A 15,663-nucleotide genomic window follows, 5' to 3' on the forward strand; every position below is an offset into this window, starting at 1 on the left:
CGGGCGCGTCCCAGGGGCGGCCGGGGCGGTGACCAGGGCTCGTGGTCGAACGCAACTGCGACCCGGTAGCGTGAGCCGACGGTTTCGTAGGTTGCCCGATGGTAGGAGTCCCGGTGACGCAGAGCGGCCAGGGGAACGACCCGCAGAATTCTGCGGCCGGCCCCGCGCGAGAGGGCATAGTGCTGCCCGCAAACGGTGAGCCGTGGGTGCCCGACCACCAGGCCGCGCCGCCGGCCGGTCAGCCCTGGGGCCAGCCGTGGGGGCCCGGCCAGCAGGCCGCTCAGCCGCCCGCCCAGCAGCCGGGATACGGCCAGGCGCCGATGCCGGGCCACCCCCAGGCCCCGGGCCAGGGCTACGCGCCGCAGGCCCCGGCCCAGCCCGCCGGTCAGCCCCCGATGCCCCAGCAGGCGCTCCCGCCGCAGGGCGAGGCCTTCCCGCCGCCGCCCCAGGGACAGCCCTCGCCGCCGCCCCTGCCGCCGTCGATGCCGCAGCAGATGTCCGCGCCGCAGCCGTACGGCCAGCCGGCCCAGGCCCCGCAGCCCGGTCCTTACGGACAGCAGCCGCAGCCCGCTCAGCCGCCGGCCGCCCAGCCGCAGCCCGAGCACCAGCCGTACCACCCGCAGCAGCAGCCGCCCCACCCGGAGCCGTACCGCCAGCAGCCCCCGCAGCCGCAGCCCGAGCGGACCGGCGAGCTGGTGCGCGCGACCCCTCAGGCCGGTGCCCCGCTGCCGCCCACCACGGGCGACGCCGAGGCCACCGCACTGATCACCCCCGCAGCCGCGGCCGGCGCGCCGCTGCCGCCCGCGGCGGGCGCACCGCCCGAGTCGCCCGGCGAGTCCACGACCATGCTGCGGGTGATCAAGCCGTCGCAGCCCCAGGGCGGCCAGGGGCAGCCGATGCCGCAGTCCCAGCCGATGCCCGGCGCCGCCCCGGCGGGCGACGCCGAGGCCACCCAGCTGATCTCCCCGGTCGGTGCCGGGACGCCGCCGCCCGGCGCGCCGTACGGGGTACGCCCCGGTGGCCCCGGTGACCGTCCCACCCCCGCCGAATTCGACGGGCTGTTCCGCGACGGGCCGGGAGCGGCCGGGGCGCCGGACGCCACCGCGCAGCTGCCGCGTTTCGAGGACCCGGGACCGTCGCCGTACGGCGGGCCGAGCCAGGGCGGCTACGGCCAGCAGGGTTACGGCCAGCAGGGCTACGAGCAGTCCTACGACCACGACGACCAGGGCGGCCGCCGCCGCGGCCTGCCCACCGCCGCGATCATCGGCATCGTCGTGGTCGTCCTGGCGGGCGCCGGCCTCGGCGTCGGCTGGATGCTGAGCGGCGCCGGCGACGACGACTCGGCGAAGAAGAAGGACACCGGCCACAGCAGCGCCAAGGCGGCCAAGGAGAAGGAGTCGCCCACGCCGTCCGCGGACCCGGCCGAGGCGCAGGCCAAGGGCCTGGACGCGCTGCTCGGTGACAGCGGCAACAGCCGGTCCTCCGTGGTCAACGCCGTCCAGAGCATCAAGTCCTGCGACAAGCTCGGCGCCGCGGCCAAGGATCTGCGGGACGCCGCCGGGCAGCGCAACGACCTGGTGACGCGGCTGAAGCAGCTCCCGGTCGACAAGATCCCGAACAATGCGCAGCTGACCGCCGCGCTGACCAAGGCCTGGCAGTCCTCGGCCGCCGCGGACAACCACTTCGCGGCCTGGGCGGCCCAGGTCGGCGGCGGCAAGAAGGGCTGCCACAAGGGCAAGGCCCGCAGCACCCGGCACACCGCCCAGGCCGGCGCGGCCAGCAACGCGGCCACCAAGGAAAAGCAGCGGGCGGCGCAGATCTGGAATCCGATCGCCAAGAAGTACGGCCTGACCGAGCGCCGCCCCGAATCGCTGTGACGGCCGACGGGACCGGCGGGCTCAGGCCCCCCCGGTCCCGTCACCTGTCGGTGTACGGCCCGCGCTCAGCTGTCGTCGTCCACGACCCGCCGCTCCAGCGTCCGGCCCACGTTCACGAACCCGTCCTGCGCCGCGACCAGTTCCCCGTTCCGTACGACCTGATAGGTCACCATCCCGTTCACGATGCGCGGGAAGTTCTGGACGGTGAGCTGGTCGTCCTCGCGCCACCGCAGCTTCGGGGTCAGGCCGCCGGTGTCGATGGCCTTGTCGCCCTCGTCGAGGGTCCTCTGGAGGACGTGCGGGGTGATGTCCTCGACGCCCGCGTCGTCGAGCTGCTCGATCAGCGCGCGCAGCACCGTGTAGGCGATCCACGTAGTCTGGACGCCCTGGTCGGCCGGGTCGATGCGGTTGTCGCCGAAGGCGAAGTCGTCGACGACCCTGCGCATCGGGTCCCAGCGGTGATCGCTCGCCACCGGGTACCAGCCGGTGATGTACGCCCCTTCCAGCGGGCCCGACGGGCCGCCCGTCCGGTTCACCAGCGACTGGCCGACGCTGCCGAGCACGGAGCCGATGTGCACCCGGGGGCTGTCCTCCTGGAGCCGCCGGAAGGAGTCGAAGAAGGCGTCCGTGTGGTCGCCGAGCGAGGCGGTCACGCAGGCCCCGGGCGCCTTGCCGCCGTTCGCCGCCGTGCCGTAGCGCGCCGGGTCCGCGTCCACGTCGTCCAGGGCGCGGGTCACCTGCGGCGAGTAGTCGGTGCCGTCCTCGGACGCCTTGATGTCCTTGGCCGGGTGCCGATGTCCGTCGTGCAGGCCCGAGTTGAGCAGCGACGGCATCTGGTCACCCTGGATGGTGTCCGGCCGCACCAGGGCGACGCGCTTGCAGGTACGCGCCAACTGCCGCCCGTTTCCGGCGAGAAGGGACGCCTGGCCGCCGTTGACGGGGTACGAGAGCGGGCTGGCGAACTCCTCGTCGGAGGCGCCGTAGCCGCCGATGTACGGGATGCCGTTGACCTCCAGCGGCGGCATGAACGACCGCCCGAACTGGCTGTAGGAACCGATGACCGCGACCGCGCCGTGGTCCACCGCGCGCTGCGCGCACTGCGCGGCGGCCACCGAGTCGTTGTGCTCGTTGCAGGTGAGGACCTTCAGGTGGTGGCCGCGGATGCCGCCCCGGGAGTTGACCCACCGGGCGTACGCCTGCGCCATCGCCGGCATGCCCGGCATATTGGTCGCCTTGGTGCCCTCGGGAGCCCAGGTCATGACCGTGATCGGCGGCTTCTCCCCGGAGTCCCCCGAGGCCCCGGGGAGAGAACCGCAGCCCGAGAGCAGCGACGCGATGACCGCCACACATGCCGCCGCCGAGGCGATGGCGACCGCGGGAGCATGGGAGTAGGGGCGGGGGGAGGAGCGTCGCCGTCCGGTCATGACGCATGAGCCTTCCGTTTCGCCGTCAACGGATGAGTGACGCCGTGGCAACGAACGGTGACGTAGAGGTGAACTCCAGGGGGCTGCGGGAGATCATTCTTGAGGAACGTACGATCGAATACTGTGCAAGGTTCGGAGAAGTCTTCCCGTCGCGGCCGCCGCTCGACCACCATGGGCGGTATGCCACTCAATGACATGCCGTGGTGGCGCTGGCGCAGCAATGTGCGCTCCGCGCTGCACATGCTCTCCGACCCCGCCTTCCAGCAGGAGACCTGGCTCGCCGGCCGTCCCGGGTACGGAGATGTCACCGACGCCGTCTACCGCCTCGTCGAGGACACCTGGCTGGACAACTGGTCCGCCGACAAATACCTCGGCACGATCTTCCGCGACGCGCAGGAGGCGCAGCTGGTCGATGCCGCCGTGCTGAACGTGCTGCGGATCATGCACCAGGTCGGCGCGGACGCCCCGCCCGCCGCGTACATGCAGCATCAGGCCTGGCCGGAGGCCGTACGGGCGGCCCGGGAGGCGCATGTCCGGCTCGCGACGGCGGACGGCGAGGACCCCGACACGCCGCCGCACTCGCTGGAGGTTCTGGCAATCATGACGGGTGCCCCGGGCGCCCCGGCCTGAGCATCGCCGCAGGTGTGCGACCCTATGAGGTCATGAACGAGTCGCAGCCCACCCAGCAGCCAGGCCTGTCCGACCTGACCGACCAGTACGTCCTCACGCTGTCCTGCCCGGACAAGCGGGGGATCGTGCACGCCGTGTCCAGCTACCTCTTCATCACCGGCTGCAACATCGAGGACAGTCAGCAGTTCGGTGACCAGGACACCGGGCTGTTCTTCATGCGGGTGCACTTCGCCGCGGACGCCTCGGTGAGCCTGGAGAAGCTGCGGGCCAGCTTCGCGGCGGTGGGTGCCTCCTTCGACATGGAATGGCAGATCCACCGGGCCGGCGAGAAGATGCGGATCATCCTGCTGGTGTCCAAGTTCGGGCACTGCCTCAACGACCTGCTCTTCCGCTCCCGGATCGGCGCGCTGCCGGTGGAGATCGCGGCCGTGGTCTCCAACCACACCGACTTCGCCGAGCTGGTCGGCTCGTACGACGTCCCCTTCCACCACATCCCGGTCACCCGCGACAGCAAGCCGGAGGCCGAGGCGCAGCTGCTGGAGCTGGTGCGCGCGGAGCGGGTCGAGCTGGTGGTGCTGGCGCGCTATATGCAGGTGCTCTCGGACGATCTGTGCAAGGAACTGTCCGGGCGGATCATCAACATCCATCACTCCTTCCTGCCGAGCTTCAAGGGCGCCAAGCCCTACCACCAGGCGCATGCGCGCGGTGTGAAGCTCATCGGGGCCACCGCCCACTACGTGACCGCCGACCTCGACGAGGGGCCGATCATCGAGCAGGAGGTCGAGCGGGTCGGGCACGAGGTCACGCCGGACCAGCTCGTGGCGATCGGCCGGGACGTGGAGTGCCAGGCGCTGGCGCGGGCGGTGAAGTGGCACAGCGAGCACCGGGTGCTGCTGAACGGCAGCCGGACGGTCGTCTTCGCGTAGTCGCGCGGACGGACCGCCCGGCCGCGGCTCACAGCCGGGACAGCGACGCCGTCGCGAAGAGGACGTCGCGGATCGCCTCGCGCTCGCCGTGCTGGCCCGCGGCCGCCTCCTCCGGCGAGACATGCCCCGCGGCCAGCTGGCAGAACTCGGCGCTGTCCAGCGCGATATGCGCGACCGTGTGCTCCTTCGCGCCCAGCGCGGCAGGGGAGTCCAGCGGTATGTACCAGTGGCCGCCGCCGCTGCCTTCGACCTCCAGATGGAGGGTGCGGCCCGGGGCGCCCGCCTCGACCAGCTGCCGCGGCGGCGCGGCGAGCCCGGCCCGGCGGCGGCCGGCCAGGGCCATGGGCAGCAGCCGCGTGGCGAGGTCGACCAGCTGGTGGACATGCCCGGCGGCCGGGGGCTCGTACGGGTAGTCCACCGCGTCCGCGATATCGCCGGCATGCACCCAGCAGCCGAAGGCGCGGTCCAGGAAGGAATCGCACAGCGGGAGTCTGAGCCTGCCGTACGGGACGGCGCGCTCGCCGACGCCGCTGTCGGCGAACGAGACCGTCCTTATCAGCGCATAGCTCTGGTCACGCCAGGGTCCGTGCGTGGCGAGCCGGCCCGGCTCCTCACCCGCCGCCCGCCAGTAGGCCTCCGTACGCACCGTCGGGCCCGGGGTGCCTGGCGGTGCGTCGGCGCCGAGCGGGTCGGGCAGGCCGAGAGCCGTCGCCACCAGGCCGTCGACCGTCATCAGATGGCCGATGACCCCGGCGACGGTGGTCGAGCGCTCGACCGCCCGCTCGTCCTCGAACCAGCGCAGCCGCACCGGCGCGCGCCACTCCGCCTCGCCCATGTCGCGCAGCAGCGCATCGAGCTTCGCGGTCTCCGCGTCGTACGGCGTCGCCCAGTCCGGCACGGGGATACGGGCCGGGCGGCGCCCCAGGCAGCCCGCCAGGACGCGGGAGCGCAGCAGCGGATCGAGGTCGAGGCTGTCGGCGGGATGCAGCAGGCCGACGGCGTGGCGCAGCCGCAGCGCCTCGTCCGCGCAGGAGGCGCAGTCGGTGAGATGCGTCTCCACCGCGGCGGTCTCCTCGGCGCTGCAGGCAGCCAGCGCCCAGGCGCCGAGCAGCGACTTGAGGACCCGGTGCGGCGGGGCGGCCGGGTCGGGGAGCGGGATCGGCTCGGGCGGTGCGTCCCCGGAGCCGGGGCCCGGGTCGGTGGTGTCGGTCATCGGGTCCGGTTTCGCTTCGGGGTCGGGCGCGGGCGCGGGCCGGGCGTCCGGCAGCGGGCCGCGGTCCTCGGCGGCGGCGCGCGGTGCCGGTATCCGCGGCCGTTCACCGGGACCGCCGGGCCGGTCGGGACCCTCCCACTCGTCCGGGCCGTTCACAGCGGCCGACCGTGGCCCGTGCCGGGCGGGGCGTCCCCCGGGGTGGTGCCCGGGTGAGTGCGCTGCGGCGGATGTGGTGAGCGCGATCCGTGGGGTGGGCGGGGCGCCGTGCGGGGTGCGGACGCGGTGCGCGGCAGCGAGGGCGACCGGGGCGCGGACGGCAGCAGCGCGGGGTGGTTGTGGGCGGTGGACAGCAGCTGGAGCCCCAGGCGGAGCCGGCGCCGGGCCTCGTCCTCCGTGACGCCGAGGTCCGCGGCGGTCTGGCGGTAGTCCCGGCGCTGGAAGTACGCCAGCTCCAGGGCTTCGCGCAGCGGTGCGGGCATGGACGTGACGATGTAGTCGGCGCGGGCGGCCGTGGAGGCCTCGCGGATCTTCCGCTCGACCTCCGCGGGCGGGGGCGCGTCCCCGCCGCAGTCCCGCGCCGAGGCGGCCTCGGTCTGACGCAGCCGCTGGACGGCCTGATGGCGGGTGACCGCGGCGACCCACGAGCGCAGCGAGCTCTGTTTGGGGTCGTAGGACTGGGGGTTTTCCCAGATGTAGCCGAAGACCTCGCGGGTGATGCGGTCGGCGGCGTCCTCGTCGTCCAGGACGCGGTGCGCGAGGCTGTGCACGAGGGAAGCGAAGCGGTCGTAGAGCTCGCCGAGCGCGGCCGCCTCGCCGCGGGCCAGTCGCTGCTGCATCCGCCTGTCCCAGCGCGGGGGTGTGTCGTTTCCCATCGGACCCCTATCCCTGTCCGTCGTCGCCGTGCTCACACCTCTGCCGGTACCGCTCCCGCCATACCGCTTCTGCCGTTCCCGCTCCCGTCGTTCCGGCCGTGGGCATTCCGCTCGCGGCGCTCACATCGAATGTAGTGGGAGGCTCTGACAACGCACGCTCCTTTGCCGCAAACCAAGTTCTTGGGGGGATGCGGATGGTAGGGGAGTTGTCACTATGGGGTGGTATCCCCCGGTCGCAACCGATCGAAAAGGGGCGGTGAGTTGATCGATGCGCAGCGTTCGTGCTCGTATCGGCCGATGTGTTACCCGTGTGTGACCGGATACCGGGGAAAACTCGTCCGGCGTTGGGCATAGCCTTGGGCAGGAACGGCCTGTTGCGCTAAGGATTCGGAAGAGTTTCAGGGGAGAGAGGCCGGGCAGTCGAGCCGGGGAAGGGTGACTTCCGGATTGATCCGGGGCGCATCCGGTCCGAAAGCGAGCGAAAGGCTTCGAGCGCGTGTCGTTGAAGGTGGCAGAGGGCGAACAGGGCCGGTGGGCCGTGCTGCAGGTTTCCGGCGAAATGGACCTGGTCACGTCGCCCGCGGTGCGCCAGCATGTGCACGACGCGGTGGCCGACGGCCGGCGGAGTCTGGTGCTCGATCTCTCCGAGGTCAGATTCTGTGATTCCAGCGGTGTCGGCGTATTGATCGCCGCCCGCCGACTGATGCGCTCCTGTCAGGGGCGACTGCGGCTGATCCTCCCCGCCCAGGGGGCCGTCGACGGCTCCCACGTCAACCGCGTACTGGCGGCGCTGGGCGTCCGCCGGCTCTTCGAGGTGTACCCGGACCTGCACACGGCCGTGGACGAGGCGGCGGCACCGCTGTCGGCCTGACGGCGGGGCGTGGCCGCCCCGCCCGGCGTCAGCCCTTCCCGCCCGGCGTCACGCCGCCCCGCCCGGCGTCACCCCGTACGGAAACTCCGCCCGCACCACAAACCCCCCCTCGGCCGTGTGCCGCGCCTCCAGCGTCCCGCCGAGGCTCTGCGCCCGCTCGCGCAGCCCCACCAGGCCGTGCCCGCCACCAGGCAGCGCGGGCGCCGTGGCCGACTCGTCCGGCGGCCCGTTCCGTATCTCGACGCACAGGCGCTCGCCCTCCCCGGAGCCGTCGGCCCCGACCCGGACCCGCACCCGCGCCCCCGGCGCATGCTTGCGCACATTGGTCAGCGCCTCCTGGACCGTACGGAAGGCCGCCCGCTCCACCGTCTTCGTGCCGCCCTTCCCGGCCGCCGCGTCCCCCTCGTACGTCACATCCAGCGCACTCATCTCGATCAGCCGCGGCAGCTCCTCCAGATCCGGCTGCGGCGCCAGACGGTGGGCCTCCGCCGCCTCCCCGCCGTCCGCCCGCAGCACCCCCACCATGTGCCGCAGCTCCTCCAGCGTCCGCACGGACAGCTCCCGGATCGTCCGCGCCCCGGCCCGCGCCGCCTCGTCTTCGGTGCTCACCTGCACGGCCCCCGCCTGCAGGCTGATGAGGCTCACCTGATGGGCCACGACATCGTGCATCTCCCGGGCGAGCCGGGCCCGTTCGGTGGTCTTCACCCGGTCCGCGAGCAGCCGGTCCTCGCGCCGGAGACTCCGCGTCAGATCCTCGACCCGGACGGCCAGCTCCCGGCGGGTACGGACCAGCAGCCCCATGGTGATCGGCGCGGCAGAGGTGACGCACGCATCGATCAGCACCAGGGTGTTCTCCCGGTAGTGCGTCGGCTCGAAATCCGAGATCGGATACGGCAGGAAATGCGCGGCGATCAGCAGCACCGCACAGATGCCGAGGCGCAGCCGGCCGGGCCGGCGCGCGGCCAGCGTGTACAGCCCGATCATCGGCGCGAACCAGATGTAGCCGATGTACAGACCGGGCAGGGTGAACAGGAACACCAGAAGAGGAAAGCGCCGGCGCAGCAGCAGGGCCGCCGAGGCGACCATCGAGACGCCCAGCTCCAGGGCGAGTTCAAAGCCGTTGACCAGCACCGCGTCCGCGATGGCCAGGAGGCACGGCACCACCACCGGAGCGATCCGCCGCACCCGCCCCGCCAGCGGCCCGCGCGCCAGCGCCCGCATCCGCGCCCGGACCCGTCCCGGACCCTCCGGCGCGCTCACCACGCCCCCCGCGGATCGCCCGCCACCAGGCCCGCCCGGTCGGCCACGATCGCCGCCTGTACGCGATTGATCCCGCCCAATTTCCCCAGCAGCGCCCGCACATGGTCCTTGACCGTGCTGGGCGCCAGCCCCATCCGCTGCGCGATCTGGGCATTGCCCAGCCCCTCCCCGAGCAGCGCCAGCACCTGCGACTCGCGCGGGGTGAGCCCGCTGACCGCCCGCGCCGCCGCGGCCTGGTCCTCGGCCGTCAGATAGCCGCCGATCACCGCCCGCGTCACCCCCGGATCCAGCACGCTCCCGCCCGCCGCCAGCGTCCGTACGGCACGTACCAGCTGTTCCGGGTCGGAGTCCTTGAGCAGGAACCCGGCCGCGCCCTCGCGCAGCGCCGCGGTCAGATACTCCTGGGCGTCGAAGGTGGTCAGCATCGCCACCGCGGGAGGTTCCGGGACGGCCCGTAGCCGGCGCAGCACGGTCAGCCCGTCCACATCGGGCATCCGGATATCGAGCAGGACCACTTCCGCCCCGCTCTCCAGCACGGTGTCCACGGCCTCCGCGCCACCGCAGTCCGCGACCATATCGATATCCGGGGCGGTCCCCAGAATCATCCGCAACCCGGACCTGACGAGCCGCTCGTCGTCCACCACAGCGACACGGATCACCGGCCGCCCCTTTCTCCTTCGCACCCATCCGAGCCCACGGAACCACCCGGCGCTGCGCGACTCCGTACCCCTGTCACCGGGGTCCGCCCCAAGACGGTCCCGTACCCCCGCCGACCGGCGGGGGTACTCCCGCGACCTGCGAAGGATGCCGCGGAGTGGCCTCCACGGGCAGAGTTGTTCACATGCTGCACCACTGAAGAGGCCACAAGCCCAGGACGCGTTGCAGTTCACATCGGCGGCCGCCGCGACCCCCACACGCGGCGGCCGCCGGTGGCGTGCGGGGGCGGTTCGGAGGGGGATCTCCCCCGCACCGCCGCCCGCGATCCCGCCACCCGCCGTCCCGCCGCCCGTCGGCCGCCCGGAGCGGGCGCACGCCGCCCTCCGCCCCCAGACGCAGCGCGAGCTACTCGGACGTCGAGACCCGTGAGCCCACCGGGCTCCACATCCCGTCGTGCATGCCGGATCCCCGGCCCGTGGCCAGCACCACCACCGACGTCATCGCCGCCAGCGCATACGCGGTCGTCGCCATCGACAGCGCCCCCTCCGGCGTCTCGAAGGACAGGCTGAAGAAGTCCTTCACCGCCAGGAAGACCACCATCCGCACGGTGAGATACAGCTCCACGGCGGCGAACACCAGCAGCGCGCCCCGGATGTCCCGTCGCCCGCGGAAGGCGATCACGCCGAGGACCACGAGGGCGAGGACCGAGCCGACCGTCGTGAACTCGACGGACGCCGACAGGTCAAGGGTGCCGGGCACCGATCCGTCGACCACGCCCCGCAGGTAGCGGCCGATGTCCGTGCTGCCGGACGTCAGACCCCATACGCACCAGCCCGTGCGGATCACGGCCGTGATCAGGAACAGCACCCCGCAGATACGGGAGAGGCGGCGCCGGCGGGCCTGCGGGCCGTCGGGGGCGGGCGCGACGCGGGAGCGGGCGGGCCGTTCGGTGGCCGGGAACAGCACGGTCAGGACGACCAGCGCCGTCAGCAGGCCCAGACCGCGCGTGGCCAGCGCCCAGCCGCCCAGGGGGTCGTTGCTGTACTGGTCGCGGTAGGTGGCGTGGAACAGGCCGACGCCCTCGCGGAGGGAGACGGCCAGAAGGAGGAAGGCGCAGAGCAGCGCGGCGCTGCGGGCCGCCCGGCGCTGCGCCAGCGACAGGCCCGCGACGGCCAGGAAGGCGACCGAGAAGGACCATTCGTAGGGGCCGAGCGCCTGGGCCCCCGGGGAGGCGCCGGGGTTGAACAGGCCCTCGACGAAGTCCCAGGCGGTGCCGTCGCCCTGCGCGATGCCGTAGAGGATCCAGCCGAGCAGCGCGCTTCCGTAGAGGGCCAGGCACAGTCCGGCCGCCAGATAGGCGCCGCTGTGCTCCGGGGCGGCCCGGCCCGGCTCGGTGCCCGGACGGACATCCACCGTTCCGCCGTCCTGCATCACCATGGCCGCCCCCGTTCCGCCGTACCGGCCGCCGTCCGGCCGCCGTTCCCGTTCGGCGGCCTCACTGGCCTCACTGTGTCAAGGACGGTCACAGGGGCGGGGGAGGTTCCACCCCGTGTGTCGTGCGGGCACGAGGAGGGCCGGGAGGCCGCGCCGGGGACCGCCGTGCCGGTCAGCGCACGCGCGGTGACGTGGCCGCGATGAAGTCGCGGATGCCCTGGCGCGTGGTGGCCCGCACGGCGGTCAGCGCGTCGCGGTCCTCGGCCCAGTGGAGTGCGGTGACATCCGCCATCAGCTGCTCGCTGCGGGCGAGTATCTCCGGGTCGTCGGTCACCATCTGCGCCCGGAACATGGCCTCTTGGGCCGTATAGCGGGCCTTGTAGATCTCCTCGCGCAGCTCGGGGGAGTCCTCGTCGCAGCGGTTCTCGTCGTTCAGGACGAACCAGCGGTGGACGAGGGCCCGCCGGTAGTCCAGCACCGCGCCCGCGTAGGCGCAGTACGCGTCGATCCGTTCCTGGCGGAGCCGCTCCGAGCGGGCGAAACGCTCGCTGCGGTCGGCGGCCCGGCTCTGGAAGAGATGGGTGATGGCGGAACCCAGCAGGGTGCCGACGACGGCCACGATGCTTGCGACAACTGCCTCCATGGTGGCAGTCGACCACAGGGTCACCAGGTCACAGGCGCTTTCCCGGGAAGCCGGACCGGCACGGCCGGGAGAGGGCCGGTACCGCTCCTTCCGGCCCGGTTGCCATGCGGCAAGATGGCCCTATGGGGATCTTCGGGGGCGAGGGCCAACTCGTAGGCGGTCGCTATCGCTTGGACATCCGGCTGGGCCGCGGCGGAATGGGCACGGTCTGGCGGGCCACCGACGAACTGCTGGGCCGCCAGGTCGCGGTGAAGGAACTGCACCTGGACGAGGCCACCGCCGACCCCGAGGCGCGGGTGCAGCGCGAGCGGGCGATGCGCGAGGCGCGGACCGTCGCCCAGGTCAAGCACCCGAATGTGATCGTCGTCCATGACGTGGTGGAGCAGGACGGCCGGCCGTGGATCGTGATGGAGCTGGTGGACGGTCCGTCGCTGGCCGACCGGCTCTACACCGGCGGGCCGCTCGCCCCGCGCGAGGCGGCCCGGATCGCGGTCGCGCTGCTCGGCGCGCTGCGGGCCGCGCACGCCCGCGGGGTGCTGCACCGCGACATCAAGCCCGCGAACGTACTGATGGAATCGGCCACCAACAGGGTCGTGCTGACCGACTTCGGGATCGCTCAGGTCCCGGGGGTGACGACGCTGACGGAGACCGGCGGATTCGTCGGCTCGCCCGAATACACCGCGCCGGAGCGGATGGCCGGGCGCGGCACCGGGCCCGAGGCGGACCTGTGGTCGCTCGGGGTGCTCATGTGCGCCACGCTCAGCGGCGAATCGCCGTTCCGCCGGGACTCGATCGGCGGCGTCCTGCATGCCGTCGTGTACGACGAGATCGAGATCCCGGAGGCGGCCCGTCCGCTGCTCGCCGTCATCGAGGGACTGCTGGAGCGGGCCCCGGAGCGCCGGATGGCCGCCGAGGAGACGGAGCGGCTGCTCCGGGGGTATCTGCGGACGGGGCGGGCACCGGAGCGCACCCCCGAACGCGGACCATGGGGGCGCGGCCGTTCCGCGGGCCCGGCCGAGGCGGCCGCCGCGAGCGCCCCGGCCGCCCCGGCCGACCCCCGGCGCCCCGCCCCCGACGCCCATGACCCCTTCTACGACGGCCCCAGCGGCGACCTCCCCAGCGAACACCCGCCCAACGAGGACTTCCTCGACGGCGGCGGCCGGTCGCTGCCCGGCAGCACCCCCGTCGCCCCCACCGGCTACTCCGGCCACCCGGAGCCCCGTACGCCCCCCGGCAACGTCCCCGGCCGCGCCCGCACGGGCGGCCGCGCCCCCGGCGGCCCGCTCCGCGACGCCTTCGACGACCGGGCGCTGGCCGCCGCCGCCCGCCCGCACACCGGCCGCCCCCGGACCGTCCTTCTCGTCGCGCTGGCCGTGGCCGTACTCGGCGGCGCGGGCGCGGGCATCACGGCCCTGGTCATGAACGAGAACGCCGACGGGGGCAACCAGGGGAAGGGAGCCACGCCCGGTGCGTCCCGGCAGGCTTCCCAGCACGCCTCACAGTCGGGGGCGACGTCGAAGGGCACCCCCAGGCCCGGCGGCTCCGGTCCGACCGTCACGGTCACCTCCAAGCCCTCCGGGGGCAACGCCCCCAAGGTCCCCACCGGTTACCGCCTCGTCCGCGACCCGGTCGGCTTCGAGTCCGCGGTACCCGACGGCTTCACCCGCTCGTACGAGAAGGGCCGGGTCTACTACGTCTCCCAGGGCAGGCGCTTCCGGATCGGCTTCCAGCTGCAGAAACCGGTGCCGGCGGGGCCGATCGGCGCGATGGAGACGGCCGACGCGAACGGGCCCGGCAAATACAAGGGTTACCGCCAGGGGAAGGTCACCGAGACCACGCACAAGGGCCTGAAGGCCGGGCTCTGGCAGTTCGCGTGGGACGGCAGCCGCGCGGACGCCGGGTCGCGCTACACCTACGACCTGAGCTGGGAGGAGGGCGGCAAGATGATCGATGTCTGGATCTCGTCGCCGATCGGCTCGAGCGCCGAGGCCAAGCGGCATTTCGACACCGCGGTGGACGCCTTCCGGCTCACCGGCTGACCGCCCCGCCGCACCCGCCGGCCGGACGCGCGGCCGGACCCTCGTGGTCCGGGCCCGTCATCGCTGACCAGAGCCTTTACGGCCAGTAATCACTGGCGTGATTGTGGGCGCCGCGTGAAAACCGTTACTCCCGGGTACACAAAGCGGCCGGGGAGGAATACGCTCGCCCGCATGACGGACTCGCAGGACACCAAGGACACCACCCCGGACACCGCTTCGGCATCCGCCGGGAACCCCGTGGCGCCCGCCGCCGCCGGCACCCGCACCGCCGCCGATGTGGTCACCCCGGAGGTCGTCGCCCGCCTGACCCGCGGCGTGATCGGCAGCGGGAAGACCGCCAACCACACGCCGTTCACCGGCGAGAAGCTGGCGGACCTGCCCGAGTCCACCCCCGAGGACGTCGCCACCGCCTTCGAGCGCGCCCGCGCCGCCCAGGCGAGCTGGGCCAAGGTCCCCGTCCGGCAGCGCGCCGCCGTCCTGCTCCGCTTCCACGACCTCGTCCTGCGGCGCCAGGCCGAGGTCCTCGACCTCATCCAGCTGGAGACCGGCAAGGCCCGCCTGCACGCCCACGAAGAGGTCCAGGCGGTCGCCGTCGCCGCCCGCCACTACGGCCGCAAGGCGCCCGCGTACCTCCGGCCCAAGGGCCACACCGGCGTCGTGCCGACCCTCACCAAGGTCACCGAACTCCGCCAGCCCCGCGGCGTGGTGGGCCAGATCGCCCCCTGGAACTACCCCTTCGAACTCTCCGTCGGCGACGCGCTGCCGGCCTTCGTCGCGGGCAACGCCGTCGTCATGAAGCCCGACACCGAGACCGCGCTGACCGCCCTGTGGGCCCGCGAACAGCTCATCGAGGCCGGGCTCCCGCCGGAGGTGTGGCAGGTCGTCATCGGTGACGGCCCGGTCGTCGGCCCCGAGGTCGTCAAGCACGCCGACTACGTCTCCTTCACCGGCTCCACCCGTACGGGCCGCGAGGTCGCCCAGGGCGCCGCGGCCCGCCTGGTCGGCTGCTCCCTCGAACTGGGCGGCAAGAACGCCATGCTGGTGCTGCACGACGCCGACGTGGAGAAGGCCGCCGCCGGCGCGGTCCGCGGCTGCTTCTCCTCCGCCGGCCAGCTGTGCATCTCCATCGAGCGGCTCTACGTCCACGAGTCCATCGCCGACGACTTCGTCCAGCGCTTCGCCGCCCGCACGAAGGCCATGCGCCTGGGCAGCGCCCTCGCCTACGGGGCCGACATGGGCTCCCTGGTGGGCGAGCGGCAGCTGGAGACCGTCACCCGGCATGTCGAGGAGGCCGTCGCCAAGGGCGCCGAGCTCGTCGCGGGCGGCCGCCCCCGCCCGGACATCGGCCCCCTCTTCTACGAGCCCACCATCCTGGACGGCGTCGCGGCCCCGATGGCCGTCTGCGCCGAGGAGACCTTCGGCCCGGTCGTCTCCATCTACCGCTTCAGCGACGAGGACGAGGCGGTCGCGCTCGCCAACGCCACCCCGTACGGCCTCAATTCCAGCGTCTGGACCAAGGACGGCCGTCGCGGCCGCGCGGTCGCCGCCCGGCTGCGCACCGGCACGGTCAACGTCAACGAGTCGTACGCCGCGGGCTACGGCAGCGTGCAGTCCCCGATGGGCGGCATGGGCGACTCCGGGCTCGGCCGCCGGCACGGCTCCGAGGGCATCCTCAAGTACACCGAGGCGCAGACCGTCGCCCACCAGCGGATCATGCCGCTCGCGCCGTCCTTCGGGATGAACGACGAGAAGTACGCGCAGTTCATGACCCGCAGCCTGCGCGCGATGAAGGCGTTCCGGCTGCGCTGATCCACCAC

Annotated in this window: 12 protein-coding genes and 1 pseudogene; 6 read left to right on the forward strand and 7 right to left on the reverse strand. The window is 73.2% G+C overall.

Annotated features, from left to right (window positions below; genetic code table 11):
• Window positions 1-113 precede the first annotated feature (113 nt).
• A complete protein-coding gene (locus AC5677_RS23605) occupies window positions 114-1,877 on the forward strand; it encodes a hypothetical protein (RefSeq protein ID WP_497189913.1) in 1,764 nt (587 codons plus the stop codon).
• 65 nt (window positions 1,878-1,942) lie between these two features.
• Here the strand turns inward: AC5677_RS23605 and AC5677_RS23610 are convergent, their stop codons facing one another.
• Window positions 1,943-3,301, reverse strand: coding sequence for an ABC transporter substrate-binding protein (locus tag AC5677_RS23610; RefSeq protein ID WP_497189914.1), 1,359 nt, complete (start codon window positions 3,299-3,301; stop codon window positions 1,943-1,945).
• A 171-nt stretch (window positions 3,302-3,472) separates the two neighbouring features.
• On the opposite strand from AC5677_RS23610, the gene AC5677_RS23615 reads away from it, so the two are divergent.
• Both AC5677_RS23615 and purU read left to right on the forward strand, forming a co-directional pair.
• A complete protein-coding gene (locus AC5677_RS23615) occupies window positions 3,473-3,931 on the forward strand; it encodes an SCO4402 family protein (protein ID WP_497189915.1) in 459 nt (152 codons plus the stop codon).
• Between the two features lie 32 nt (window positions 3,932-3,963).
• Window positions 3,964-4,857, forward strand: coding sequence for a formyltetrahydrofolate deformylase (purU, locus tag AC5677_RS23620; protein WP_497189916.1), 894 nt, complete (start codon window positions 3,964-3,966; stop codon window positions 4,855-4,857).
• Between the two features lie 28 nt (window positions 4,858-4,885).
• On the opposite strand, the gene AC5677_RS23625 is transcribed toward purU, so the two are convergent.
• Both AC5677_RS23625 and AC5677_RS23630 read right to left on the reverse strand, forming a co-directional pair.
• The gene (locus AC5677_RS23625) at window positions 4,886-6,226 is read right to left on the reverse strand and encodes a zf-HC2 domain-containing protein (RefSeq protein ID WP_497189917.1); all 1,341 of its coding nucleotides are present in this window, start codon (window positions 6,224-6,226) and stop codon (window positions 4,886-4,888) included.
• A 179-nt stretch (window positions 6,227-6,405) separates the two neighbouring features.
• A pseudogene (locus AC5677_RS23630) lies at window positions 6,406-6,942 on the reverse strand (sigma-70 family RNA polymerase sigma factor); the annotation flags it as partial.
• 496 nt (window positions 6,943-7,438) lie between these two features.
• On the opposite strand from AC5677_RS23630, the gene AC5677_RS23635 reads away from it, so the two are divergent.
• Window positions 7,439-7,813: an STAS domain-containing protein gene (locus AC5677_RS23635; RefSeq protein WP_030067429.1), complete on the forward strand. Its 375-nt coding sequence runs from the start codon at window positions 7,439-7,441 to the stop codon at window positions 7,811-7,813.
• A 48-nt stretch (window positions 7,814-7,861) separates the two neighbouring features.
• Here AC5677_RS23635 and AC5677_RS23640 read toward each other — a convergent pair whose 3' ends face one another.
• From AC5677_RS23640 to kilB, 4 genes are all read right to left on the reverse strand, one after another.
• Window positions 7,862-9,034 (reverse strand): sensor histidine kinase, encoded by a 1,173-nt coding sequence (locus AC5677_RS23640; RefSeq protein ID WP_497196730.1) that lies wholly within the window; start codon window positions 9,032-9,034, stop codon window positions 7,862-7,864.
• A gap of 35 nt (window positions 9,035-9,069) precedes the next feature.
• A complete protein-coding gene (locus AC5677_RS23645) occupies window positions 9,070-9,732 on the reverse strand; it encodes a response regulator (protein ID WP_497189918.1) in 663 nt (220 codons plus the stop codon).
• A 403-nt stretch (window positions 9,733-10,135) separates the two neighbouring features.
• The gene (locus AC5677_RS23650) at window positions 10,136-11,167 is read right to left on the reverse strand and encodes a hypothetical protein (RefSeq protein ID WP_497189919.1); all 1,032 of its coding nucleotides are present in this window, start codon (window positions 11,165-11,167) and stop codon (window positions 10,136-10,138) included.
• A gap of 169 nt (window positions 11,168-11,336) precedes the next feature.
• Window positions 11,337-11,807, reverse strand: coding sequence for a plasmid transfer protein KilB (gene kilB / locus AC5677_RS23655; RefSeq protein WP_497189920.1), 471 nt, complete (start codon window positions 11,805-11,807; stop codon window positions 11,337-11,339).
• 122 nt (window positions 11,808-11,929) lie between these two features.
• On the opposite strand from kilB, the gene AC5677_RS23660 reads away from it, so the two are divergent.
• Window positions 11,930-13,846 carry a serine/threonine-protein kinase gene (locus AC5677_RS23660; RefSeq protein ID WP_497189921.1) on the forward strand — a complete coding sequence of 639 codons (1,917 nt, stop codon included), beginning with the start codon at window positions 11,930-11,932 and terminating at the stop codon, window positions 13,844-13,846.
• A gap of 171 nt (window positions 13,847-14,017) precedes the next feature.
• Window positions 14,018-15,655 carry a succinic semialdehyde dehydrogenase gene (locus tag AC5677_RS23665; protein ID WP_497189922.1) on the forward strand — a complete coding sequence of 546 codons (1,638 nt, stop codon included), beginning with the start codon at window positions 14,018-14,020 and terminating at the stop codon, window positions 15,653-15,655.
• The last annotated feature ends 8 nt before the right edge of the window (window positions 15,656-15,663 follow it).

It is taken from the genome of Streptomyces sp. JLSY215 (genome assembly GCF_059682825.1).

Coding starts and splice junctions, on each gene's coding strand:
- AC5677_RS23610 (WP_497189914.1), bottom strand. CDS start 3,301: ATGACCGGACGGCGACGCTCCTCCCCCCGCCCCTACTCCCATGCTCCC.
- AC5677_RS23640 (WP_497196730.1), bottom strand. CDS start 9,034: ATGCGGGCGCTGGCGCGCGGGCCGCTGGCGGGGCGGGTGCGGCGGATC.
- AC5677_RS23660 (WP_497189921.1), top strand. CDS start 11,930: ATGGGGATCTTCGGGGGCGAGGGCCAACTCGTAGGCGGTCGCTATCGC.
- purU (WP_497189916.1), top strand. CDS start 3,964: ATGAACGAGTCGCAGCCCACCCAGCAGCCAGGCCTGTCCGACCTGACC.
- AC5677_RS23665 (WP_497189922.1), top strand. CDS start 14,018: ATGACGGACTCGCAGGACACCAAGGACACCACCCCGGACACCGCTTCG.
- AC5677_RS23650 (WP_497189919.1), bottom strand. CDS start 11,167: ATGGTGATGCAGGACGGCGGAACGGTGGATGTCCGTCCGGGCACCGAG.
- AC5677_RS23615 (WP_497189915.1), top strand. CDS start 3,473: ATGGGCGGTATGCCACTCAATGACATGCCGTGGTGGCGCTGGCGCAGC.
- kilB (WP_497189920.1), bottom strand. CDS start 11,807: ATGGAGGCAGTTGTCGCAAGCATCGTGGCCGTCGTCGGCACCCTGCTG.